At 63.4% G+C, this 20,153-nt stretch carries 18 protein-coding genes; 7 read left to right on the forward strand and 11 right to left on the reverse strand.

Annotated elements, in window-relative coordinates:
* Positions 1-135: 135 nt before the first annotated feature.
* From L858_RS0102620 to L858_RS0102630, 3 genes are all read right to left on the reverse strand, one after another.
* Positions 136-1,050 carry a LysR family transcriptional regulator gene (locus tag L858_RS0102620; RefSeq protein ID WP_022681593.1) on the reverse strand — a complete coding sequence of 305 codons (915 nt, stop codon included), beginning with the start codon at positions 1,048-1,050 and terminating at the stop codon, positions 136-138.
* Positions 1,051-1,158: 108 nt separating this feature from the next.
* Complete coding sequence (locus L858_RS0102625) at positions 1,159-1,500, reverse strand: glycine zipper 2TM domain-containing protein (protein ID WP_022681594.1); 342 nt, start codon at positions 1,498-1,500, stop codon at positions 1,159-1,161.
* 119 nt (positions 1,501-1,619) lie between these two features.
* Positions 1,620-2,129: a host attachment family protein gene (locus L858_RS0102630; RefSeq protein WP_022681595.1), complete on the reverse strand. Its 510-nt coding sequence runs from the start codon at positions 2,127-2,129 to the stop codon at positions 1,620-1,622.
* A 196-nt stretch (positions 2,130-2,325) separates the two neighbouring features.
* Between L858_RS0102630 and L858_RS0102635 the strand changes: the two genes are divergently transcribed.
* On the forward strand, positions 2,326-4,350 hold the full coding sequence (locus tag L858_RS0102635) for an elongation factor G (protein ID WP_152639755.1): 2,025 nt from the start codon (positions 2,326-2,328) through the stop codon (positions 4,348-4,350).
* Between the two features lie 168 nt (positions 4,351-4,518).
* On the forward strand, positions 4,519-5,715 hold the full coding sequence (locus L858_RS0102640) for a hypothetical protein (RefSeq protein WP_028055725.1): 1,197 nt from the start codon (positions 4,519-4,521) through the stop codon (positions 5,713-5,715).
* A 23-nt stretch (positions 5,716-5,738) separates the two neighbouring features.
* Here the strand turns inward: L858_RS0102640 and L858_RS0102645 are convergent, their stop codons facing one another.
* Together L858_RS0102645 and L858_RS20895 are read right to left on the reverse strand one after the other, a co-directional pair.
* Complete coding sequence (locus L858_RS0102645) at positions 5,739-6,710, reverse strand: DUF2279 domain-containing protein (RefSeq protein ID WP_238564910.1); 972 nt, start codon at positions 6,708-6,710, stop codon at positions 5,739-5,741.
* A gap of 294 nt (positions 6,711-7,004) precedes the next feature.
* The gene (locus L858_RS20895; RefSeq protein ID WP_051132580.1) at positions 7,005-7,625 is read right to left on the reverse strand and encodes a phosphatase PAP2 family protein; all 621 of its coding nucleotides are present in this window, start codon (positions 7,623-7,625) and stop codon (positions 7,005-7,007) included.
* 114 nt (positions 7,626-7,739) lie between these two features.
* Between L858_RS20895 and L858_RS0102655 the strand changes: the two genes are divergently transcribed.
* From L858_RS0102655 to L858_RS0102665, 3 genes are read left to right on the forward strand one after another with little or no spacing between them, the layout of a single operon-like run.
* Complete coding sequence (locus tag L858_RS0102655) at positions 7,740-8,771, forward strand: ATP-dependent DNA ligase (protein WP_238564911.1); 1,032 nt, start codon at positions 7,740-7,742, stop codon at positions 8,769-8,771.
* A 32-nt stretch (positions 8,772-8,803) separates the two neighbouring features.
* Entirely contained in the window at positions 8,804-9,181 is a 378-nt protein-coding gene (locus L858_RS0102660) for a hypothetical protein (protein ID WP_022681600.1), read from the forward strand.
* 1 nt (position 9,182) lies between these two features.
* Entirely contained in the window at positions 9,183-9,662 is a 480-nt protein-coding gene (locus L858_RS0102665) for an HAD family hydrolase (RefSeq protein WP_022681601.1), read from the forward strand.
* An 18-nt stretch (positions 9,663-9,680) separates the two neighbouring features.
* On the opposite strand, the gene L858_RS20900 is transcribed toward L858_RS0102665, so the two are convergent.
* The 6 genes from L858_RS20900 to phhA form a co-directional block, all read right to left on the reverse strand.
* Positions 9,681-13,073 carry a PAS domain S-box protein gene (locus tag L858_RS20900; RefSeq protein WP_022681602.1) on the reverse strand — a complete coding sequence of 1,131 codons (3,393 nt, stop codon included), beginning with the start codon at positions 13,071-13,073 and terminating at the stop codon, positions 9,681-9,683.
* Between the two features lie 93 nt (positions 13,074-13,166).
* Complete coding sequence (maiA, locus tag L858_RS0102675) at positions 13,167-13,811, reverse strand: maleylacetoacetate isomerase (protein ID WP_022681603.1); 645 nt, start codon at positions 13,809-13,811, stop codon at positions 13,167-13,169.
* Positions 13,808-15,109: a fumarylacetoacetase gene (gene fahA, locus L858_RS0102680; RefSeq protein WP_022681604.1), complete on the reverse strand. Its 1,302-nt coding sequence runs from the start codon at positions 15,107-15,109 to the stop codon at positions 13,808-13,810. Before fahA ends, maiA begins: the two co-directional genes overlap by 4 nt.
* A complete protein-coding gene (gene hmgA, locus L858_RS0102685) occupies positions 15,106-16,425 on the reverse strand; it encodes a homogentisate 1,2-dioxygenase (protein WP_022681605.1) in 1,320 nt (439 codons plus the stop codon). The genes fahA and hmgA overlap by 4 nt, the downstream gene beginning before the upstream one ends.
* Before the next feature lie 7 nt (positions 16,426-16,432).
* Positions 16,433-17,473, reverse strand: coding sequence for a 4-hydroxyphenylpyruvate dioxygenase (gene hppD, locus L858_RS0102690; protein WP_022681606.1), 1,041 nt, complete (start codon positions 17,471-17,473; stop codon positions 16,433-16,435).
* A 16-nt stretch (positions 17,474-17,489) separates the two neighbouring features.
* Positions 17,490-18,356, reverse strand: coding sequence for a phenylalanine 4-monooxygenase (gene phhA / locus L858_RS0102695; protein WP_022681607.1), 867 nt, complete (start codon positions 18,354-18,356; stop codon positions 17,490-17,492).
* Between the two features lie 303 nt (positions 18,357-18,659).
* On the opposite strand from phhA, the gene L858_RS0102700 reads away from it, so the two are divergent.
* Together L858_RS0102700 and L858_RS0102705 are read left to right on the forward strand one after the other, a co-directional pair.
* Positions 18,660-19,034 (forward strand): response regulator transcription factor, encoded by a 375-nt coding sequence (locus L858_RS0102700; RefSeq protein WP_028055729.1) that lies wholly within the window; start codon positions 18,660-18,662, stop codon positions 19,032-19,034.
* 2 nt (positions 19,035-19,036) lie between these two features.
* Positions 19,037-20,149 carry a YaiO family outer membrane beta-barrel protein gene (locus L858_RS0102705; protein WP_028055730.1) on the forward strand — a complete coding sequence of 371 codons (1,113 nt, stop codon included), beginning with the start codon at positions 19,037-19,039 and terminating at the stop codon, positions 20,147-20,149.
* Positions 20,150-20,153: the final 4 nt, after the last annotated feature.

A 20,153-nucleotide genomic window follows, 5' to 3' on the forward strand; every position in this document is an offset into this window, starting at 1 on the left:
ACGAAAAAGCGTCCCGCCTTGCCCCAGAAGGCGGGACGGGACGCTCCTACGGTCGCAGGCCGCCCCCGGGGAACCGTGCGCGGGCCGCGTCCACCCTTCTTAACTCACTGTTCTCGCTCGGGTTCCCTTTTTTCGTCAAGCGGACAGCTGGGCCGATCCACGCTCCCACGGTGGGACGGGTGCGAACAGCCGCTTCAGGAAATCCACAAAGGCGGTGATGGCGAGCGGCGGGTTCTTTTGTGGCAACTGAACGGCGTAGAGGCAGACGTCCGTCGATCCCTCAAAATCCGGCAATATCTGCCGCACCGCGCCGCTTTCCAGCGCGTTGCTGACGTCCCAGACCGAACGGAGGGCAATGCCGACGCCTGTCATCGCCAATTCGCGCACCATCTCGCTGCTGTTGGTGCGGACATGGCTGCGCCCTTCGACTGTGGCACTGCCGACAGGACCCATGAGCCGCCAAGGCATCTGCCCCTCTGCCGCCAAAAGCCGATGCCGGGCAAGATCGGCGATGCTGGCGGGCACCCCGAAGCGATCGAGATAGGAGGGTGCCGCACACAATATCCGCCGATTGTCGGCGAGCCGCATAGCATGCAGCCCCGGCCCCGGATCCGCGGTGATGCGGATGGCGAGATCAGCCCGTTTCGCGATCAGGTCGGCATATTCGTCCGAAAGGTCGATCTCTAGGTCGACCTTGGGATGCGCATCGAGGAAGCTTGCGAGATAGGGCGCGACATGCATACGGCCGAAAGAGGTGGGCGCGGTGATCCGCAAGGTGCCCGACGCCTCGGCGGACGCGCCGGACACCCTGCGCTCTGCCTCATCCAGCGCTGCCAGGATGAAGCGCAGATCTTCCCGCAGCCGCTCGCCCGTGGGGGTGAGCGACAGGCGGCGCGTCGTGCGATGGATGAGGCGTGCGCCCAGCCGATCCTCCAGCCGCACCAGCCGCTTCGAAACCATCGCAGGCGAGATATTCAGCCTGCGCCCCGCCGCGGCCATCCCGCCTTCATCGACGATGGTCGCAAACAACTCGTAATCGGGGTCCATCATTGTTTCACCGCAGGTAAGTCTGGCCTTCGATCATATTCTCTAGCGAAAAGAAACGGGCGGGTCGATGATGACCCGCCCGTTTCATGGCTTGGCTGAAAGATGTGGGAATCAGCAGCTGGAATTGCGGTCGATCGCCCGGCCAGCGAGCGCGCCCGCCCCGGCGCCGATGATGGTTCCCGGAGCCCGATCGCCGCGCGTGTCCACCGCACGTCCGAGAAGCGCGCCCGCCACACCGCCGAGCAGCAGGCCGGTGGTCCCGCCCGACTTGCGGCAGCGATAGCGATAGTCGTCGCGATAGCCGCGCCGGTCGACATAGCGGGCGCGATCGTCATGACGTCCATGGCGATGCCAGCCTCGGCCCCCGTCATGGGCGAAGGACGTCGCCGGAACCATGGCGGTGACGGTTGAGGCGGCTAGCGCGATGGCGAGAATGGACTTGCGAATGGTCATTGATGAACTCCTCGACCCGTTATGTTTCGTCTGTGACCACCTCTTTTCCACCCTTCTCCTAGCGGCAAGCTGAACCGCCATGTTATCAACGGTTAAGCTTTGCCGCATGCCCAAACCCGTCACGCTGCGGCTAACGCCTCCTCGATCTGCGGGATGGTATGTCCAGTCAGGTCCTTGCTGACCTCACCCTTCAACCGGTCCACCACTTCCTTGTGATAATGTTTGCGCAGTTCGCCCAGTGTGCGGGGTGGCGCGACGACGATCAGCGACTCATAGGCGCCGGCCAGCGCCTGCTTGTTCAGAAGCTCGGCGATGCTTGTGGCGAACTGGTCTTCCTCCATCTGGTGATAGTCGGTTTCTTCCATGCTGCCCCGGGATGGCGCGAACTGCGCGCCGCCGCCGCGTGCATGCATCGATCCATTCTGCGCAGCCGCCGGTGCGCCGGGCCCCGATTGGGTGGATGACGATTGTCCGGCCCGGTCACTTTTCTGATCGGAGTCCTTGGGACTTTCGTGGATCTTGTGCTGCTCCACCTGAAGGTTCAGCAACTCGCCGTCGCCCTCATTTCTGAGCAGCAGCATCTTCCTGCCATCGGCAACCACGATCCTCGCGTTATGGGGAACCTGCATCTTTTCTCTCCTTATCCGCTTGCGTTCCAACGCGGCGCGGCGAGGTGCGTTGCGTGCCGAACCGGAAGTGATCGACAAATTTGCACTTGCGATCTTCCCCTTTGGAGCCCTTGCCTTTGAAACGAGATCGGGCGAACATCCACGTTCCAAACGGCCGTCTCCGCCAAGAGAGATCGGCGAGATGGAGGAGAGCGTGATGGGCGGTAGCGACATGCGGGCCGTGGCACTCGTCGGCCCTGCTGGTGCGGGCAAGACCAGTCTGGCGGAGGCGATGCTGTTCATCGCCGGAGCCATTCCCCGACAAGGTTCGGTACAGGGGGCAAGCAGCGTGGGGGACGCCAGCGCCGAAGCGCGGGAGCGGGGCAGCTCGACCGAACTCAACCTCATGCATTTCGACTGGATGGGCGATGGCTTCACGCTGATCGACATAGCGGGATCACCCGGCTTTTCGGCCGATGGGGAATTGGCGCTTGCCATTTGCGACCTTGCCATCGTCGTGGTCGATCCGGACCCCGCGCGCGCCGCGCTGGTCGAGCCGACGCTGCGGCGGCTGGAGCGGGCCGGCGTTCCGCACGCGCTGTTCGTCAACAAGATCGATCAGGCGCGGGGTAATATCCAGCAGCTGCTGGAGGCGCTGGCGCCCATGAGCAATGCGGCGCTGGTCGCACGGCAAATCCCGATCCGGGCGGGCGAGCGGGTGGACGGTTTCGTCGACCTTGCGCTGGAGCGGGCCTATCATTATGAGGCGGGGAAGCCCTCGCAGCAGATTGCGCTCGCCCCGGAATTGCAGGCGGATGAGCAGACTGCACGCTTTCATATGCTGGAGCAGCTGGCGGACCATGACGACGCTTTGCTGGAACAGCTGCTCTCCGACGAACATCCAAGTCTGGACATGATCTTCGCCGATCTCGCGCGGGAGACGGCGAGCGGCCGGATCGTGCCGGTGCTGTTCGGATCGGCGCTGAACGGCTTTGGCATCAGGCGCCTCTTGAAGCTGCTGCGCCACGATGCGCCGCATCCTGCCGAAACAGCGGAGCGGCTGGGCGTGGAGGGTGCGGCCGGGTTGGTCTTCAAGATTTCTCATGCCGCGACCGTCGGGCGACTGGCGCTGGCGCGGCTGTTCGGCGGGTCGATGGCCGACGGCGCGGAACTGGTGAACGGCGACGGGCAGTCGGCGCGGGCTGGCGGGCTATTCGCGGTTCAGGGCGCCTCTACCACGAAGATCGCTTCTGCCCCGGCGGGCGCTGTCGTCGGCATCGCCAAGATCGATGCGATTCAGCGGGGTCATGTGATCGGCATCGGAAAGAAGGCGGCAGCGCCCGGCTTCGATATCGAGCAGCCAGTGGCGAACTGTGCCGTCGCGATCGCGACCAAGGACCATAAGGACGAGGTGCGGCTGTCGGCCGCGCTCAACAAGCTGGCGGAGGAGGACCCCGGCCTGCGCTGGGATCAGGATGAAGCGTCGCGGGAAACGCTGCTGCACGGCATGAGCGACGAGCATCTGGCGGTCGCGATCAACCGGCTGAAACGGCGTTATGGCGTGGCGGTATCGGTTCAGGCGCCGACTATTCCCTACAGGGAATCGATCCGCAAGCCGACGACCCAGCGCGGCCGGCACAAGAAGCAGTCGGGCGGTCACGGCCAATATGGCGACGTCGTGCTGGAGATCCGACCGCTCGACCGCGGCGAGGGTATCCAGTTTCAGGAGAAGATCACCGGCGGTGCGGTGCCCAAGCAATGGATTCCCGCGGTGGAGAAGGGCGTGCATGACGCCGTGGCGAAGGGGCCGCTCGGCTTCCCCGTGGTCGATGTCGCGGCCGTGCTGGTCGATGGGTCCTTCCATAGCGTCGACAGTTCGGAACTCGCCTTCCGCACGGCGGCACGGATCGCCATGGCGGATGCGCTGGCGGGCGCCTCCCCCTATCTGCTGGAACCGGTCGCGCATGTGACGATCACCACGCCCGGCAACGCCACATCTCGCATCACCTCCGCCATATCCAGCCGGCGCGGCCAGATGCTACGGATGAGCGCGCGGGAGGGTTGGTCGCATTGGGACGTGATCGAGGTGCTGCTGCCGGAGGCGGGATTGCACGGGCTGGAGGCGGAGGTCCGCTCGCTCAGCCAGGGCATGGCTCATTATGAGGCGCGGTTCGATCATCTGGCGGAGGTCAATCCGAAGCTGGCATCTTCGATCGTGCAGGCGGCGCATAGATCGGCATGACATTGTAGAAAGTGTCGGGTCCTAAATGATTAAAGGGATAAACGACTTCATCTTTGCGTCGCGGCGCGAGAGTTTTCGCCCGGTTTATACTTTAGGGTCATGGGATTCCGGCGCTATTACATATATTATGCAATCAATAATGTGAGCAGCCGGAAGGGGGCGGGCGTCATGCGCATTGGATTTCTGTTCAATCATGATCAGATCCATCAGGTCGCGCACAGCCTGCCCATCGCGATTGCCCTCGCCAAGAGCGGTTTTCCCGGCGAGATACTCGTCGCCACCACCAATGACAGGCTGGCTGCGGAAGTGCGTCGTCTCGCGGGCGAATGTCTGTCGTCCCGCATCCAGCACGTGCAACTGGCGCTGTCTTCCCGATCCGGCACGATCGCACGGCTGCTGGGCAATATCTTGCCCGCCGCCAAGCTGCTCGCATACAGAGACAATCTGGATTTCTTCCGCACCCTGGACATGCTGGTCGTCGCGGAAAAGACGTCTTTGCTGTTGAAGTCGCGTTATGGCCTCACCAACCTCTTCATGGTGCATACCCGCCACGGTGCAGGCGATCGAGCGATCGGCTTCGATGAGGCGAGCGCGGGTTTCGATCACATCCTCTGTTCAGGGGACAAGGTCCGCAGGCGCCTGATCAGCGAGGCGCAGGTTGATCCTGAGAAGATCAGCATCGTCGGCTACCCGAAGTTCGACATGCTCCGCCACGGGGCCAGAACCCGCCGGGCGGGCGCGGAGAGGCCGGTGATCCTGTACAATCCGCACTGCTCACCCCATCTGTCGTCCTGGTACAGGCATGGGCGTGAGGTGCTTGAGCATTTCAGGCACGCCGACAGCCATGAGTTGATCTTTGCTCCGCATGTCATGTTGTTCGAGCGGCCCTTCGTGGTGGCGATCGACAAGCTCAGCGTGCAGCGGCCGGGCACGATCGACGACCGCTATCTGCATGGCGGTAATATTCAGATCGACTTGGGCAGCCGGTCGTCCACCGACATGAGCTACACCATGGCGGCGGACATGTACCTTGGGGATGCTAGCAGCCAGGTCTACGAATTTCTCATGCATCCCCGCCCTTGCATCTTCCTCAACAGCCATGGAATTGCTTGGCGTGGGAACCCGAACTTCGCCCATTGGCAGGCAGGGGAAGTGATTTCCTCGCCCACGGAACTGGACAATGCGCTCGATCGGGCTGGGGAAATGCACCAGAGCTATTACCGGGCGGTACAGGAAAAATTGTTCGCCGACAGTTTCGACCTCGATGGCCGGCCGTCTTCGGAGCGGGCAGCGGAGGTGATAACGGCGCTGGGCGACCGGCTCCGGCCGGCCCGGCGTCCGTTGGCGGTGGTTCGCGCCGCCTGACATGCCTGCTGAAGAGGTGGCTTTCAGTTGGTAATATGGTGGTGCAGAGCGGTGTAGGGAGGCTGGAAATAGTCCAGAACTTCCCCTGCTGCACGGCCCACGCGGCTGCGGGCATTTTTGAAGAAAAGCTCGCGCAGGTTGATGCCGACACCCACGAAGATCCGCCGCTTGGGCTCTATGCCACGAGCGCGATCCTCGTTGGTGAAGTCCTTGCCATAATAGCCCGCATGCAGTTCGAGCAGGCGGAGCGGGCCATTCTCAAAAGCCTCAAAGCCGGCGAGCTTCAAGGCGAAGAAATAGCGCTGCTGTTCGAAATGCCGTTTGCCCGACAGGGTAACGACGTCCTTATTGGGAACGATCATCAGGCGAAAGTCGAGCTTCCGATCAAGGCCGGGCACCGAATTGCGCAGCGCAGACAGCGCAGCGCCCGACGTGTTGAACACAACATCTTCCCACGACCAGCCGCCGTCTGGCTCGATACTGTCCCACAATTCCGTGTAAAGCATCGTGGCTGAGCCAAGCGCTGCGGCGGTCAGCGCTATACCGGGTGCATCGCCGGTCTTGCGCTTCAGCCGCGCATAGAGAAGCTCGGAAATCACATAGGTGCTGTAGGTATGCGCCAGCTTGTCGACGCCCACATTCCTTGTCGATTTACCGAACCAGCCTTCGCTCTGGAAATGCGGCGCCTGCGGATCCTTGAACAGCTTCTGGCCGTTGACCAGCGTGTAATAGCCCAGGACGGCCGCCATTTCCCACTTGATCGCGCCAACCTGACGCCCGAAGCCTTGAAACTGTGCCGGGTCGGGTTCCGCCTTCGTCTCGGATGGTTCGCTCGGTCCATAAGGCTCGGAGGGAGTCTCCGTCTGCGGGTCTGGGACGGGCGACGGGGTGAGCCGGAAGTCGCTGATCGCGGACAGGTCGATCGTGGAAGCCATGACGGCGGAGGGCGCAGCGCCGAGCATCAGACTGACGGCCAATCGCAAGATAGCGCGCAAATGCACCCCCTCTCTGTCAGGCGACGGGTTTGACGCCTTCGTGCTCGCTCTTCAGGCCAGTCACGCAGCCAGCTTAGGAAATCGCGGCATCACGGCAATATCAACATTGCGGTGATCGGCTGCGATTAAGGAGTAGTTGCAAGGTCAAGATTCTGGCGCTGGCAGATAATATGAGCTTAAGTCCCAAAGGTTCGAGCAGGATACGCATCCTACCATCTGCCCGATTCGGAAATCATCGGAACTTCAGAGTGGGGGAGACACCCTCGGTAATTTGCGCCAGCCGCACGTTATGCGCTAAACGGTGCGCCGTCGCTTCGACCGCAGGCGGATCGCGCCATAGATGATGAGGTCGGCGGCCTTTTCGGCCAGCGCGCCGGCGAAGCCGCCCGCCACCACGTCGCCGGGATAATGGGCGCGGCGGGGCACCTGCAATGCGCCCACAACCGCCGCGACGGTGAGCAGCGGCTTGGTGTAGCGCGGATATTCGCGCGAGAAGGCACGCGCCAGCGCCAGCGCGCCGGCGGTATGGCCGGAAGGGAAGGAGCGCAGCCGCGCCGAGCGGGAGGTGCCCGCCTCCATATGATAACTTCCTTCCTTCAACTGTTGGTCCGGCCGGGTACGATCGACATTATTCTTGCCTAATTCCTTAAGGCTGATGGCGATCAGATGGGCAAGGCCCATGCGGAGCCCCGTGCGCTGAAGTTTTGGATTGTGCGACACGACGCCCGCGATCAGGATTGCAGCGGACAGGAGCATCAGTGGCGGTTCATCGGCGACGTTGCCGACTTTGCCCAGCTGCTTGACGGCAGGTTTTTCAAGCCATGGCCGCAGCAGTTCGATGCTCTTCACGTCGAGGCGCTCGGGAAGCGGCAACTGCGCGATGCGGCGCTCTGGCAGCGTTTGGGTCTGGGTCATCTGTGCTCCTCCATCCCCCTTGAGACGTGTGGCGGGCGCTGCGGTTCCTTTTGGGCCGCGAGGCAACCATGGCCCGCGTGCCCGCGTTACCCTTTGATGGGAGAAGAGAAGGACGTGGCGCTGGACAAGGTGCATCCGCTGGCGGGAACGGAACCCATGGAGGCAAAGCTGGTCGATAGCCTGCCTGCCGAGGGGGAATGGCAATATGAGCCCAAATGGGACGGCTTTCGTGCGATCGCCTCACGGGCGGGCGGCGCTGTCGAGATTATGTCCAAGTCCGGCAATTCGCTCGCACGCTTTTTCCCGGAGATCCTCGCAGCGTTGCGCACGACGAAGAGCGATCATTATGTGCTCGACGGCGAACTCATCCTGCCGGTGGGCGATGTCCTTTCCTTTGACGCGTTGCAGGCGCGGCTGCATCCGGCCGAGAGTCGGATCGAGAGATTGTCGCGGGAAACGCCCGCACAGTTGATGCTGTTCGACTGCCTTGCGCTGGAGGAGCGGTCTTTGTTCGACCGGCCGCTGGCCGACAGGCGGGAAGCGCTGGAGCAGTTCCATCGCGGCGAAGGCAGCGGGACGCTGCTGCTGTCCCCCTGCACCCCCCGACGGACACATGCGGAAAAGTGGTTGGCGGCGAGCGGCGGCGCGCTTGACGGGGTGATCGCAAAGCCGCTGGCCGAACCCTATCAGCCCGGCGAACGCGCCATGCGCAAGGTTAAGCAGCATCGCACCGCGGACTGCGTCGTCGGGGGATTTCGGCGCGCGAAGGACGGGGCCCAAGTCGCTTCGCTGTTGCTCGGCCTCTATGATGATGCGGGCCTGCTCAATCATGTCGGCTTCACCTCGGCGCTGGGCAAGGAAGACCGCGCGGTGCTCACTGGCCGCCTCGACCAACTGATCGAGCCGCCCGGCTTCACCGGCAAGGCGCCCGGTGGGCCCAGCCGGTGGAACAATGGGCGCGAGAGTGAATGGTTTCCCATTCGACCCGAACTGGTGGTGGAGGTGCGCTACGATCAGGTGACGGGCGAGCGATTCCGGCACGGGACCGGGCTGCTGCGCTGGCGTCCCGACAAGGCGCCTCGGCAATGCCGGATGGAACAGCTGCAATATGAACTGCGTCGGTCGCAGTTGAACGATCTCGACTGAAGGCGTGGCGAACGGCCAGGAGTGGCAGGATCATGGGACGATCGATCGTAGGATGGAAGGTCGAGCCGGCAGACCGATCCGCCTTGCTGGAGCGGATCGCGGCCCATTATCCTTCTGTCATCGCCGATCATGTGACGCTGCGCTTTGGAACGGACGAGCAAACCCCGCTGCCCAGCGCTTGTGCCGGCGAGGTTGTGGGGGCGGCGGATGACGGAAAGGGCGTGCAGGCGCTCGTCGTTCGGATCGAGGGCACGACCCATCGGGGAGACGGCAGCCATTATCATATCACCTTCTCGCTGGGCGCGGGCCGCAAGGCGAAGGAGAGCAATGACGTCATTCGCGATCATGGCTGGCGGCCGATAGAGCCGCCCATCCCGGTCCGGCTGATCCCCACAAGATGGGACGGCTGAGATGCAGCTCTACCTCGATTGCGACGGCGTGCTTGCCGACTTCGACCGGGGTGCGACGGCCCTGCTGGGCATGCCGCCGCGCGCCTATGAGAAGCGGCACGGGCTGCCCGCCTTCTGGCGGGAGATCGCGCGGCACCCCGACTTCTACGGCAGCCTGCCGCTGATGCCAGATGCGATGGAACTGTTCGCGGCGGTTCGGCATCTTGCGCCGATCATCCTGACGGGCCTGCCTCGCGGCAAATGGGCCGCGCCGCAGAAGCTTCGGTGGGCGGCGCAGCATTTTCCCGGCACGCAGATCATCACGGTGCTGGCCGTGGACAAGCGGAACCATGCCCGCGAGGGCGACATATTGGTCGATGATCAGAAGAAGCACGCGCATCTCTGGGAAGAAGTCGGCGGCATTTTCGTGCATCACCGCTCAGCAAGGGACAGCATCGCGCGCCTGCGCGAACTTATCCCCGCGGAGATGGAGGCAATGTGAATTTTCAGTCGCTTCGATCTACTGAGAAGCCGCGCTGCCCGACGTTATACCCAGTTCCGCCAAAGCCGTGATGATCTTCTGCGCTGAATAGGGCTTGCTGACGGCCCGACAGCGAAGGTCGGGGGTCTGCTCCGCGCTGCCGTCGACAGCGATCACCACCGGCAGATCGGGAAACCGCTCCCGCAAGGTGGGGAGGAACTCGCCATTGCCGTCGAGAATCGCCGCATGATAGCGGCCTTGCGCCGCCGCGATCCTGTCGGCCGCTTCCTCCTCGTCAGCTGCCGCGTCGGTTCGATAGCCCGCCATTGTCAGCGCTTCGCTGGCAAGGATACGGACATTGGGATCGCTGTCGATGAGCAGCAGGCATTTGCCCGATCCGCCGTCCAGCAACGCCTGCACCCGCTCGGCCAGCGCTTCGAAGCTGAAGGGTTTGGGCAGCAATTCCACGCCCGGGTCCAGTCGACCGCCGTGAACGATGGAGTCGCGCGTATAGCCGCTGGTATAGAGAACCTTGAGGTCGGGCCGCAGAGCGCGCGCGGCGGCGCACAGGTCCTTGCCGGACATTCCGGGCATGACCACGTCCGTGAAGAGAAGGTCCACCCGCATGTTGGGTTGTTCGAGCAGGCGGAGCGCCGCGGCTCCATCGACCGCCTCGGCAACCTGGTAGCCAAGGTCGCGCAGGCACTCGGCGGAATAAGATCGCACATCCTCGTCATCCTCGACAACCAGGATGACCTCGCCTCCGCTGCTGCGTTGGGCGACGCCGCTCTCCCTGTCGGGTTCTCCAATCGCCTCGCCGGTGTAACGCGGCAGGTAGAGCTTGACCGTGGTGCCCAGCCCCTCTTCCGAATAAACGTTTACGTGGCCGCCCGACTGTTTGACGAAGCCATAGACCTGGCTGAGGCCAAGACCGGTGCCCCGCCCGATTTCCTTGGTCGTGAAAAAGGGTTCGAACACCCGGCCCAGTACGTCCTTCGGCATGCCGTGTCCGGTATCGCTCACCGCCACCATCACATAGTTGCCTGGGGGCACCTCATTATGTGCCACGCCATAGGTGGCGTCGAGATGGGCGTTGGCTGTCTCGATCGTCAACGTGCCCCCACTGGGCATGGCGTCGCGGGCATTGACCGCGAGGTTGATGAGGGCACTTTCGATTTCGTTGGGATCGGCCTCGACGGTCCAGAGGCCCGGGCTGGTAACGATCTCCAACCGCACGAGTTCGCCCAGCGACCGCCGCAATAGCTCGGCCATGCCGGTCACCAGCTTGTCCAGTTCAAGCGGCTTGGGCGACAGAGGCTGGCGGCGGGAGAAGGCGAGCAGGCGCTGGGTGAGCGCCGCCGCCCGTTCCGCGCCGCGCATCGCGTTGTCAATCGATCGGCGGACGCGCGGACTGGTGTCCGTGTCCGACAGCCAACGCGCCGCCATGTCGATATTGCCGGTGATGATCGTCAGCAGGTTGTTGAAGTCGTGGGCGATCCCGCCGGTCAGCTGGCCCACTGCCTCCATCTTCTGCGACTGGCGCAGCTGTTCCTCGACTGCCCGTTTTTCCGTGAGATCGCGGGTGATCTTGGCAAAGCCCACCAGTTCGCCCGCATCGTCGCGGATCGCATCGAGCACGGCGCTGGCCCAGAATTCGGTGCCGTCCTTGCGAACGCGCCAGCCTTCGGATTCGAACTTGCCCGTCCGCGAAGCCATCTCGAGCGCCTGGGCGGGCTTGCCGGCGTCCCGGTCGGTTTCGGTATAGAAGCGGGAGAAGTGCTGGCCGATAATCTCTTCGGCGCTATAGCCCTTGATCCGCTCCGCGCCCGCATTCCAGTTGGTGATGATTCCCGACGGATCGAGCATGTAGATCGCATAGTCGCTGACGCCATCGACGAGGATGCGGAACCGTCGCTCGCTCTCCCGCAGGCTTTCGAACGCGGCCGTGATTTCACTCGCGCGCGCTTCGATCCGCTGCTCAAGCGTTGCGTTGAGTTCGCGTAGCTTCCCCTCGACGATGCGCTGCTCGGTAATGTCGGTGTGGACGCCGACCCATTGTTCCAGCCGGCCGTCTGCGCCGAAGACCGGCATTGCCCTGATGCTATAGTGGCGCCAGGCACCATCCGCGCGCCGCAGCCTATGTTCGAACAGGAAGGGGGAGCGGTGTCTCACCGCCTCTTCCCACGCCTTTATGGTACCCTGCGCATCGTCAGGATGGACGCACGCCGACCAGCCATAGCCGGAATATTCCTCTTTCGTCTGGCCGGTCAGCGCCGTCCAGCCGGGTTGCTCGCCCTCCATTCGGCCTTCGGGCGTGTTGGTCCACAGCACGCCCTGAACCGCATCGACTGCCGCCCGGAAACGATCATTGCTTTCCCGCAGGCCGTTCTCGGCGGCGCGGCGGGCGTCGATCTCGCGCTCCGACCGCTGGTTGAGCCGGGCATTGTCGATGGCGATGGCAGCGTGGCCGGCGATGCCCTGGACGATACGTTCATGCTCTGCGCTGAAGCGGCCTTCGCGATGGTGGCCGAAGAACAGGCCGCCATGCACCTCGCCGGTCTGCGAAATCACCGGAACCGCAAGATAGCTGGTCACCGGCAGATGCCCTTCCGGCATGCCGCGATGGGGGTCATTATGGCCATAGCGCGGATCAAGCCGGATATTGTCGGACCGTACCACCCCTTCGCCATCGAAGGTTGGCGCGAACACCGCCGTGTTGCGCGGCATGGGAAAGCGGGAGAAGGCTTCGCGCGGCACGCCCGACAGGCTGTAAAGCATGTAGCTTTCGCCCTGCTCGTCGACCAGATTGTAGAAGAAGGCGCCGAACTCCGCGCCAGTCAATTCGACGCCCGCGTCGGTGATGAGTTGCACCGTCCTGTCGAGATCGCGCTCGGCCGCGACTGCCGCGCCGGTGCGATTGAGGATCTCCAGCGAGTTCTGCAAATCGACGTTGTTGATTGCGGCCCCGGCGAAGCGGGCCAGCTTCGAGAGAAGGTCGACCGACTGCGGATCCGGACCCCCCGCCTCCTGCCAATAGGCGCCGATTGCCGCCTCCACCGAGGAGGCGCGCACCGGCATCATCGCCATGCTCCGCACGAAGGTGGCGCGGTAGAGGTCGTGGGGCACGCGATCATCGGCGAAGACGTCCGGGATGATGGCGGCCTCCTGGTGACGCATCACCCAGCCTGAGACGCACTCGGACAGCCTGAAGCGCTTGCCCTCCCACAGCGGGTCGATCGCATCCTCGGCCACATAATGGCATTCATCGCCCTCGCAGGTGACGAAGGTGATGCCTTCCGCGCCGGTGACGCTGCGGGCGGCTGCCCTCACCGTCTCCACCACATCGTCCAGCGACCGCGCGCGGGCGAGCGCCTCCGACGCCGCGAACAGCGCAGTCCATTTGTCTTCCAGCAATCCGGATGCGCTCTTCATGGGACCTTGTGACATGTGTGGTCATCGTTGTTAGCGATGAGGCTCAGGCACGTCCCTAAACCAGATCAATCTTCCTGCGAGAGGCAGGTCTGCTCAGTGGGATGCATCGGGCTGCCGATCGGGATGGGCAGCCTGGAAGGCCGGGAGATGCGCTGCCCGATCGCCTGCCCCGACCAAATGCGGGAATGGGGTCAGGTCGGCCGAAAAACGGCGCGCATTGTAGATTTGCGGCACGATATAGACATCCGCCATGCCCGGCTCGTCGCCGAAAGCGTAGCGTCCGCCATGGCGCTCGACCATCTGCTCCAGCGCCGTGAAGCCCGCCGCGATCCAGCGCTGCGCCCAAGCCTTCACCTGATCCTTGTCCGCGGCGAAATCGGATCTAAGCGCGTTCAGAACACGCAGATTGTTGAGCGGATGCACGTCGCAGCCGATGATCGCGGCCATTGCCCGGACGAGCGCCCGATCGTTGGGATCGGCGGGGAAAAGGGGCGGGGCTGGCCACCGCTCCTCCATCCATTCCAGAATCGCTGGGCTTTCGATCAGCACCGCGTCGCCGGACTGAAGCGCGGGCACAAGCCCGTGCGGCGCTATCGCGCGATACTCCGCCGCCTGCTGCTCGCCGGCGCGCAGGTCGTGGCTCACCTGCCGATACTCGATACCCTTCAGATGAAGTGCGATGCGTACCCGGTAAGCCGCTGAAGAACGCCAATATCCGTGCAGCAGGATGTCGCTCATAAGGCTGGCCTTAGCTTGGCCCGGCATTCTCCAAAGCCAATGGAGACAAAACCCGGCGCGGATGCGGTGGCGCGCAAGATGATCTCGTCGCCGTCCTCCAGGAAGCTGCGGGTTTCGCCATTCGGCAGGACAATGGGCTCTTTGCCCCCCGCAGTCAGCTCGATCATGCTGCCCACCCCTTCACGCGTCGGGGCCGAGATCGTGCCCGTTCCCAACAGATCACCGGGTGAGAGGTTGCAGCCGTTGGAGGCATGATGGGCGACGATCTGATGCACAGTCCAATACATCGCCGCGGTTGACCCGGTGCTCAGTCGGAACGGAGCCGCCCCTTCCTTCGTCATGCGTTCGGTGAGCAGGAAGGCTTCGAGCGTCAGCCCCAGCGCGCCATGCGCCTGGTCCGCCTCATCCAGTAGATAGGGCAGCGGCTGCGGATCGCCTCCGGGCCGCGGAGGCTGAGCCAAGCGGAAGGGCGCCATGGCCTCCGCCGTGACGATCCAGGGTGAGATGGTGGAGTGAAAGCTCTTGGCGAGGAATGGCCCCAGCGGCTGATATTCCCAAGCCTGAAAATCGCGGGCGGACCAATCGTTGAGGAGGCAGAAGCCCGCCACATGCTCCGCCGCTTGCCCGATCGGGATGGGAGCGCCGAGTTCGTTTCCCGGACCGATCCAAACGCCCAGCTCCAGCTCATGGTCGAGCCGCGTCGTTGGGCCGAAGAGCGGTGCTTCCGCATCGGGGGGCTTGCGCTGCCCCACCGGGCGGCGAACCGGAACGCCGGACGAGCGGATGGAGGAGGCGCGGCCATGATAACCGATCGGCACATATTTATAATTGGGGAGAAGCGGATTGTCGGGGCGAAACTGCCGGCCGATATTGGTTGCGTGATGGATGCCGACGTAGAAGTCCGTATAATCGCCGATCCGAGCAGGAACATGCAGCGAGCATTGGGCTGCGGGGAACAACAACCCTTCCATCGCTTTCCTCTCCGCCGGGTCGGACAAGAGGGCGCTGACCCGCCTGCGCAGGTGACGTCTGCTGACCGATGGTAGCGCTAGCAGGCGATTGACAGTTTCTTCCTGGCAGGCCGCCGCGACAATTCCGTCAAGAAGTCCGCGCTCGGCACAGGCACGCAGATCCAGGATCATGTCACCAATCGCCACCCCGATGCGCGCGGGCTCTCCGGGTGGAGAGAATAGCCCCAGTGGCAGATTCTGGATCGGGAAATCGCGATGGCGTTCGGCGCTTTCCACCCAGCTTTTCCGGGACGGATCATGCGTTTCGTCGGTCTGCCACCAGTTCATGCGCCGCGCCCTTCGATGCCGGGCAGCTCGGCCTTCCGAAAGCCGCTCCAGCATGCATCATAGTCGCTCTGCAACAGCGACGTTTCCATCGCCCATTCCGTGGGACGGAAAGCGTATCGGCTTTCGAACATGAAGGCCATGCTTCCCTCGATCTTCTGCGGGTTCAGTTCAGCGCTGACTGCCCTGCGGTAGCTGTCCACATCCGGCCCATGACTCGCCATGCAGTTGTGCAGCGATGCTCCGCCCGGGAGGAAGCCGCCCGCCTTTGCGTCATATTCGCCCTGCACCAGTCCCATGAATTCGCTCATCACGTTGCGGTGGAACCAGGGCGGGCGGAAAGTGTCCTCCGCCACCATCCAGCGCGGCGGGAAGACGACGAAATCGACATTGGCGACGCCGGTGCGATCGCTCGGACTGGTCAGCACCGTGAAGATGGACGGGTCGGGATGGTCGAAGCTTACGGTGTTGATGACGTTGAATCTCGAAAGATCGTAGCGGTAGGGGCTGATATTGCCATGCCACGCCACCACGTCGAACGGGCTTTGCGGCACCATCGTCGCCCATAGCTGGCCCTGAAATTTCTGGATCAGCTCGCAAGGCCGCTCAACATCCTCATAGGAAGCGGCCGGCGCCTCGAAGTCGCGCGGATTGGCAAGCCCGTTGGCGCCGATCGGGCCGAGATCGGGTAAGCGGAAAGGCGCGCCGTAATTCTCGCAGACATAGCCCCGCGCGGCCCCGTCCAGCAGTTCGGCGCGAATGCGGATGCCGCGTGGAATGAGCGCGATGTGCAGCGGCGGGACGATCAGCACCCCCTGTTCTGTGACAATCCGCAGCCTCCCGCTCTGGGGGACGATCAACAACTCGCCATCGGCCGAGAAGAAGGCGCGATCCGTCATCGACCGGTTGGCGGCGTAGAGATGGACGGCGCACCCGAAGCCTGCAGCCACATCGCCGTTCCCGGCATAGCTGACGAGGCCGTCAACGAAGTCGGTCGCCTCTGTCGGCATCTGCAGCGGGTTCCAGCGCAGTCTGTTGGGCGATGCGGGACGTTCGCCGAAGGGAGCGGACCGCAGCCGGCTCTCCCGCGCATAAGGGCGATAGGGCGGATGGTCTGCAGTGGGCCGCAGTCGGTAGAACCAGCTGCGCTGATTTTCGTGACGCGGGGCGGTGAAGGCGGTGGCGGAAAACTGCTCGGCGTAAAGGCCGTAGGGCACCTGCTGCGGGGAGTTGCGCCCGACGGGCAAGGCACCGGCAGCAGCCTCACTCGCGTGATGGTTGCCGAAGCCTGTCAGGACCCGATGATCGCCCTTGCTCATCGCCACCTCACTGCTCGACGTTGACGACGCCGCGCCGGATCTGATCCAGTTCGATGCTTTCGAACAAGGCCTGGAAATTGCCGTTGCCGAAGCCTTCATTCCCCTTGCGCTGGATGATCTCGAAGAAGATCGGCCCGAACATATTCTCGGTGAAAATCTGGAGCAATATGCCCTCATCATCGACATTGCCGTCGATCAGGATGCGGTTCTTCTTCAGCCTTTCCAAGTCCTCGCCATGTCCGGGAACCCGCTTTTCGACCAACTCATAATAGGTTTCCGGCGTGTCCTGCAGCCGGACGCCGCGCGCGCGAAGCCGTTCCACCGTTCGATAGATGTCGCCGGTGGTCAGCGCGAGATGCTGGATGCCCTCGCCACGATATTGGCGGATGAACTCCTCGATCTGGCTGTTTTCGTCCTGGCTTTCGTTCAGCGGGATCCGGATCGCGTGATCCGGCGCGATCATCGCCTGGCTGAAAAGGCCGGTCGCCTTACCCTTGATGTCGAAATATTTCTGCTCCTCGAAGCCGAAGAGCGTGCGGTAGAATTGGCTCCACACCCGCATGTGGCCGCGGCGGACATTGTGCGTGAGATGGTCGAGCAGGTCGAGCCCGACATTGTTACGCGCCTCCGCCTCACGCCACCCCGGGAACTCGGCCCAGTCGGCATACAGGTCTTCGCCGTCCCGGATGAAATAGAGGTAGGAGCCGCCGATCCCCTGAATGACTGTGTCATCCTCGTCCGTCCGCTTGGCGCCGTGGTCCAATGCCCATGCCATCGCGGCCTGCGGGTCGGCAACCCGGAAGGCCATCGCGCTCGCCGAGGGGCCGTGCTCCCCGCGGAAGGCGGCGACGCGGCCAGCATCGTCGCGGTTGAGCATCAGGTTGATGCGGCCCTGCTTGTAGCGGGTGATATTCTTGGTTGGATGGCGGTGACTAGGCACGAAGCCAAGCTGTTCGAACTGCGCGCCCATCGCTTGCGGGTCGGGCGAGGTGAACTCGACAAATTCGAAGCCGTTAAGGCCAAGGGGGTTATCGTCGCGTTCCGCCATCTCATCCTCTCCATTCTTATCCTTGTGCAAGCTTCGCTTGGGCATAGGCCTGCGTCCCGCGATAGAAGACGCGATCGTCCGGCAGAACGGTGACCGGGTCGAGTTCGACCGCCTGCTTCAATTGCCGGTAAAGCGGCGCCAGATCGGCTTCGAGCGTCTGCTTCACAAGCTCCTCGAAGCTGTCGATAACGAAATAGCTCTGCTGATAATCATCGATCCGGTAGCGGGTACGCATGATCCGCTGCAGGTCAAAGCCGATGCGATTGGGCGATGGATCGTCGAGCGCAAAGATCGACTCTCCATAGGAGGAAACGATGCCCGCGCCATAGAGCCGCAGCTTGCCCTCTTGGCGGATCAGTCCGAACTCGACCGTGTACCAGTAAAGCCGCGCGAGATTGTCGATCGCACCGAGGCTGGCGGCGCGCAGCCCGCCCTGGCCATAGGCCTGCATATAATCGGCGAACACCGGGTTGGCGAGCAGGGGGACATGGCCGAAAATGTCGTGAAAAACATCGGGCTCTTCCAGATAATCGACGTGATCGGCGTTGCGGATGAAGCGGCCGGCGACGAAGCGCCGGTTGGCGAGATGCTCGAAGAACAGCTCGTCGGGCACGAGTCCGGGCACCGCGACGACCTGCCACCCGGTGCGCGTCATCAGGCGATCGGACAGTTCTTCGAAATCAGGGATGCCGGGGCGCGTCATTTTCAGGACGTCAAGACCGTCGATAAATTCCGTTACCGCTCGGCCGGGCAGCATCTGCGCCTGGCGGTTGAACAGCCGGTCCCACATCGCATGTTCTGCGGGCGTATAGTCGCTCCAGCGCTGCGGAACTGTCCAGTCAGCGGCGGCACCTTGGGGCGGATGAACGTTCGCGGCAACCATGACGACATTATGCCACGGGCGGGCAAGGAGAAGCTTTCATTTTCGCATGGCTCTCTCCTAAAGGCGAAATTCCATCACCCGAAGTCCTTCGAGGCTGAAACGCCGCTTGCAGCTTTTGGTCGCAGCGCTGCCCCGCAAGGTCGACTTGCAGAGCGGCTTTTTGTCGTTCGTTAACCTCTGCCAGCGATACTCGCCGACGGCGAGCCGCCCTGAAAAGCCGCCAAGCCGCGTTGAACTGGAAAGTTTTTCAGTCTTTTTAGATGGTTGACGTAGAAGACGAGGTAAATCGAAGAGGAAGGGCGCGTGGCGGATATCCTGATTGCCGACGATGACGAACTGCTGGCCGAACTGGTGCGCTTCAAGCTGGAAGGGGCGGGTCATCGGGTGACGATTTCGGGTGACGGCGCGTCCGCGCTGGCCCTCGCCCGGCAGCACAGATATGAACTCGTCGTGCTGGATGCCATGATGCCCGTGATGTCCGGGCTGGACGTGCTGCGAAGCCTGAGCGAGGAGCAGCCGGAGCTGCCCGTGGTGATGCTGACGGCGCGCAAGGCGTCGAGCGATGTCTTGGCCGCCCTGAATGGCGGCGCGCGGGATTACCTCACCAAGCCTTTCATTCCCGACGAACTGGTCGTGCGCGTCAATTCCATCCTGCGTACCCGCGCGCGGGTGGAGTGAGCGTGTCGCTGATCGCGATCATCGCTGCCGCGCCTGCAGCCGCCGTTTCCATGTCCCGCGAGCAGTTGGTCCGCGAGGCGGAGGCGGCGCTCGCGCGAAAGGACAGCAAGGCCGCTGTGGCGCTTCTGGAGCGGGCAGCGGACCGCTTTCCCGGCGATGCCGACATTTTGCGGCGGCTGGGGGCGGCCTATGCCTTTAACGGACGTTACCGCCAGTCCATAGCGACATTGCAGCGGGCGAAGGCAATCGCACCCGACGATCTCGACATTCGGCTCGCCCTGGCGCGCACCTATCTTTGGTCAGGTGACAGGTCATCCGCCTCTCGCGAGGTGAATGCGGTCAAGTCCCGGGATGCTTCCAATGCCGAAGCCGGGCAAATCCTCTCCCAGTTGACCGCTTCACCCTCGCCCGACAGGCCGAGTGGGGCTGGCTTCGGCGTAGCGGTGAACCAGCGGCTCTCGGATGTATCCCTCGAGAGCGGCGCTGACCGGACATGGTCGGAAACCTCACTGGCCGTCTTCGGCCCGCTCGGACGATCGACCAGCTTCTCGCTGGAGGCGGACCGGGAGGATCGCAAGACGGCCGTCGACACCCGGCTGCAGGCAAGGGTTGATCATCGTTTCTCCTCCGCCTGGCGCGGCTATGCGACGGTCGCCGCTACGCCAGACGCGGATTTTCGCGAGAAATGGAGCGTTGGCGGCGGGCTGGAGGGTGACCTGACCTCCGTCGTCACTCTGGTCGCCGATCTTCGGCATGCTGAATATCGCGACGCATCGATCACCATATTCCAGCCCGGCATGCGGCTGAACGATCGCAGCCGCGCGCTGAGCGCCACCGTGCGGATGATCAACCTGTGGGATGAGGAGGGCACGCACCGTGCCGGCGTGTCGGGCCGTATCGACAAGGAATTTGCGGGCGGCGCGCTGGTCTATGCGGGCGCCGCGACCTATCCTGATACCGAAGCCGGCATCACGCGCCAGGTCAATTCCTGGTTCCTCGGCGGCGCGCTCCCGCTGTCGAAGCGCGTGACGCTGCGCGCCGGGATCGATCGCGACCGGCGAGAGAGCAGCTATACCCGCAAGGGCGGGTCGCTCGGCCTCCAATTCCGTTTCTGAGCGA

Origin of the sequence: Sphingobium bisphenolivorans, assembly GCF_000412635.1 — a bacterium.
Classification (GTDB): domain Bacteria; phylum Pseudomonadota; class Alphaproteobacteria; order Sphingomonadales; family Sphingomonadaceae; genus Sphingobium; species Sphingobium bisphenolivorans.

Bases quoted from the DNA above. Each gene is read 5' to 3' on its own strand.
- L858_RS0102625 (WP_022681594.1), bottom strand. From the start codon at position 1,500: ATGACCATTCGCAAGTCCATTCTCGCCATCGCGCTAGCCGCCTCAACC.
- L858_RS0102635 (WP_152639755.1), top strand. From the start codon at position 2,326: ATGGGCGGTAGCGACATGCGGGCCGTGGCACTCGTCGGCCCTGCTGGT.
- L858_RS0102665 (WP_022681601.1), top strand. From the start codon at position 9,183: ATGCAGCTCTACCTCGATTGCGACGGCGTGCTTGCCGACTTCGACCGG.
- L858_RS0102620 (WP_022681593.1), bottom strand. From the start codon at position 1,050: ATGATGGACCCCGATTACGAGTTGTTTGCGACCATCGTCGATGAAGGC.
- L858_RS20900 (WP_022681602.1), bottom strand. From the start codon at position 13,073: ATGAAGAGCGCATCCGGATTGCTGGAAGACAAATGGACTGCGCTGTTC.
- L858_RS0102660 (WP_022681600.1), top strand. From the start codon at position 8,804: ATGGGACGATCGATCGTAGGATGGAAGGTCGAGCCGGCAGACCGATCC.
- phhA (WP_022681607.1), bottom strand. From the start codon at position 18,356: ATGGTTGCCGCGAACGTTCATCCGCCCCAAGGTGCCGCCGCTGACTGG.
- fahA (WP_022681604.1), bottom strand. From the start codon at position 15,109: ATGAACTGGTGGCAGACCGACGAAACGCATGATCCGTCCCGGAAAAGC.
- L858_RS0102640 (WP_028055725.1), top strand. From the start codon at position 4,519: ATGCGCATTGGATTTCTGTTCAATCATGATCAGATCCATCAGGTCGCG.
- L858_RS20895 (WP_051132580.1), bottom strand. From the start codon at position 7,625: ATGACCCAGACCCAAACGCTGCCAGAGCGCCGCATCGCGCAGTTGCCG.
- hmgA (WP_022681605.1), bottom strand. From the start codon at position 16,425: ATGAGCAAGGGCGATCATCGGGTCCTGACAGGCTTCGGCAACCATCAC.
- maiA (WP_022681603.1), bottom strand. From the start codon at position 13,811: ATGAGCGACATCCTGCTGCACGGATATTGGCGTTCTTCAGCGGCTTAC.
- hppD (WP_022681606.1), bottom strand. From the start codon at position 17,473: ATGGCGGAACGCGACGATAACCCCCTTGGCCTTAACGGCTTCGAATTT.
- L858_RS0102630 (WP_022681595.1), bottom strand. From the start codon at position 2,129: ATGCAGGTTCCCCATAACGCGAGGATCGTGGTTGCCGATGGCAGGAAG.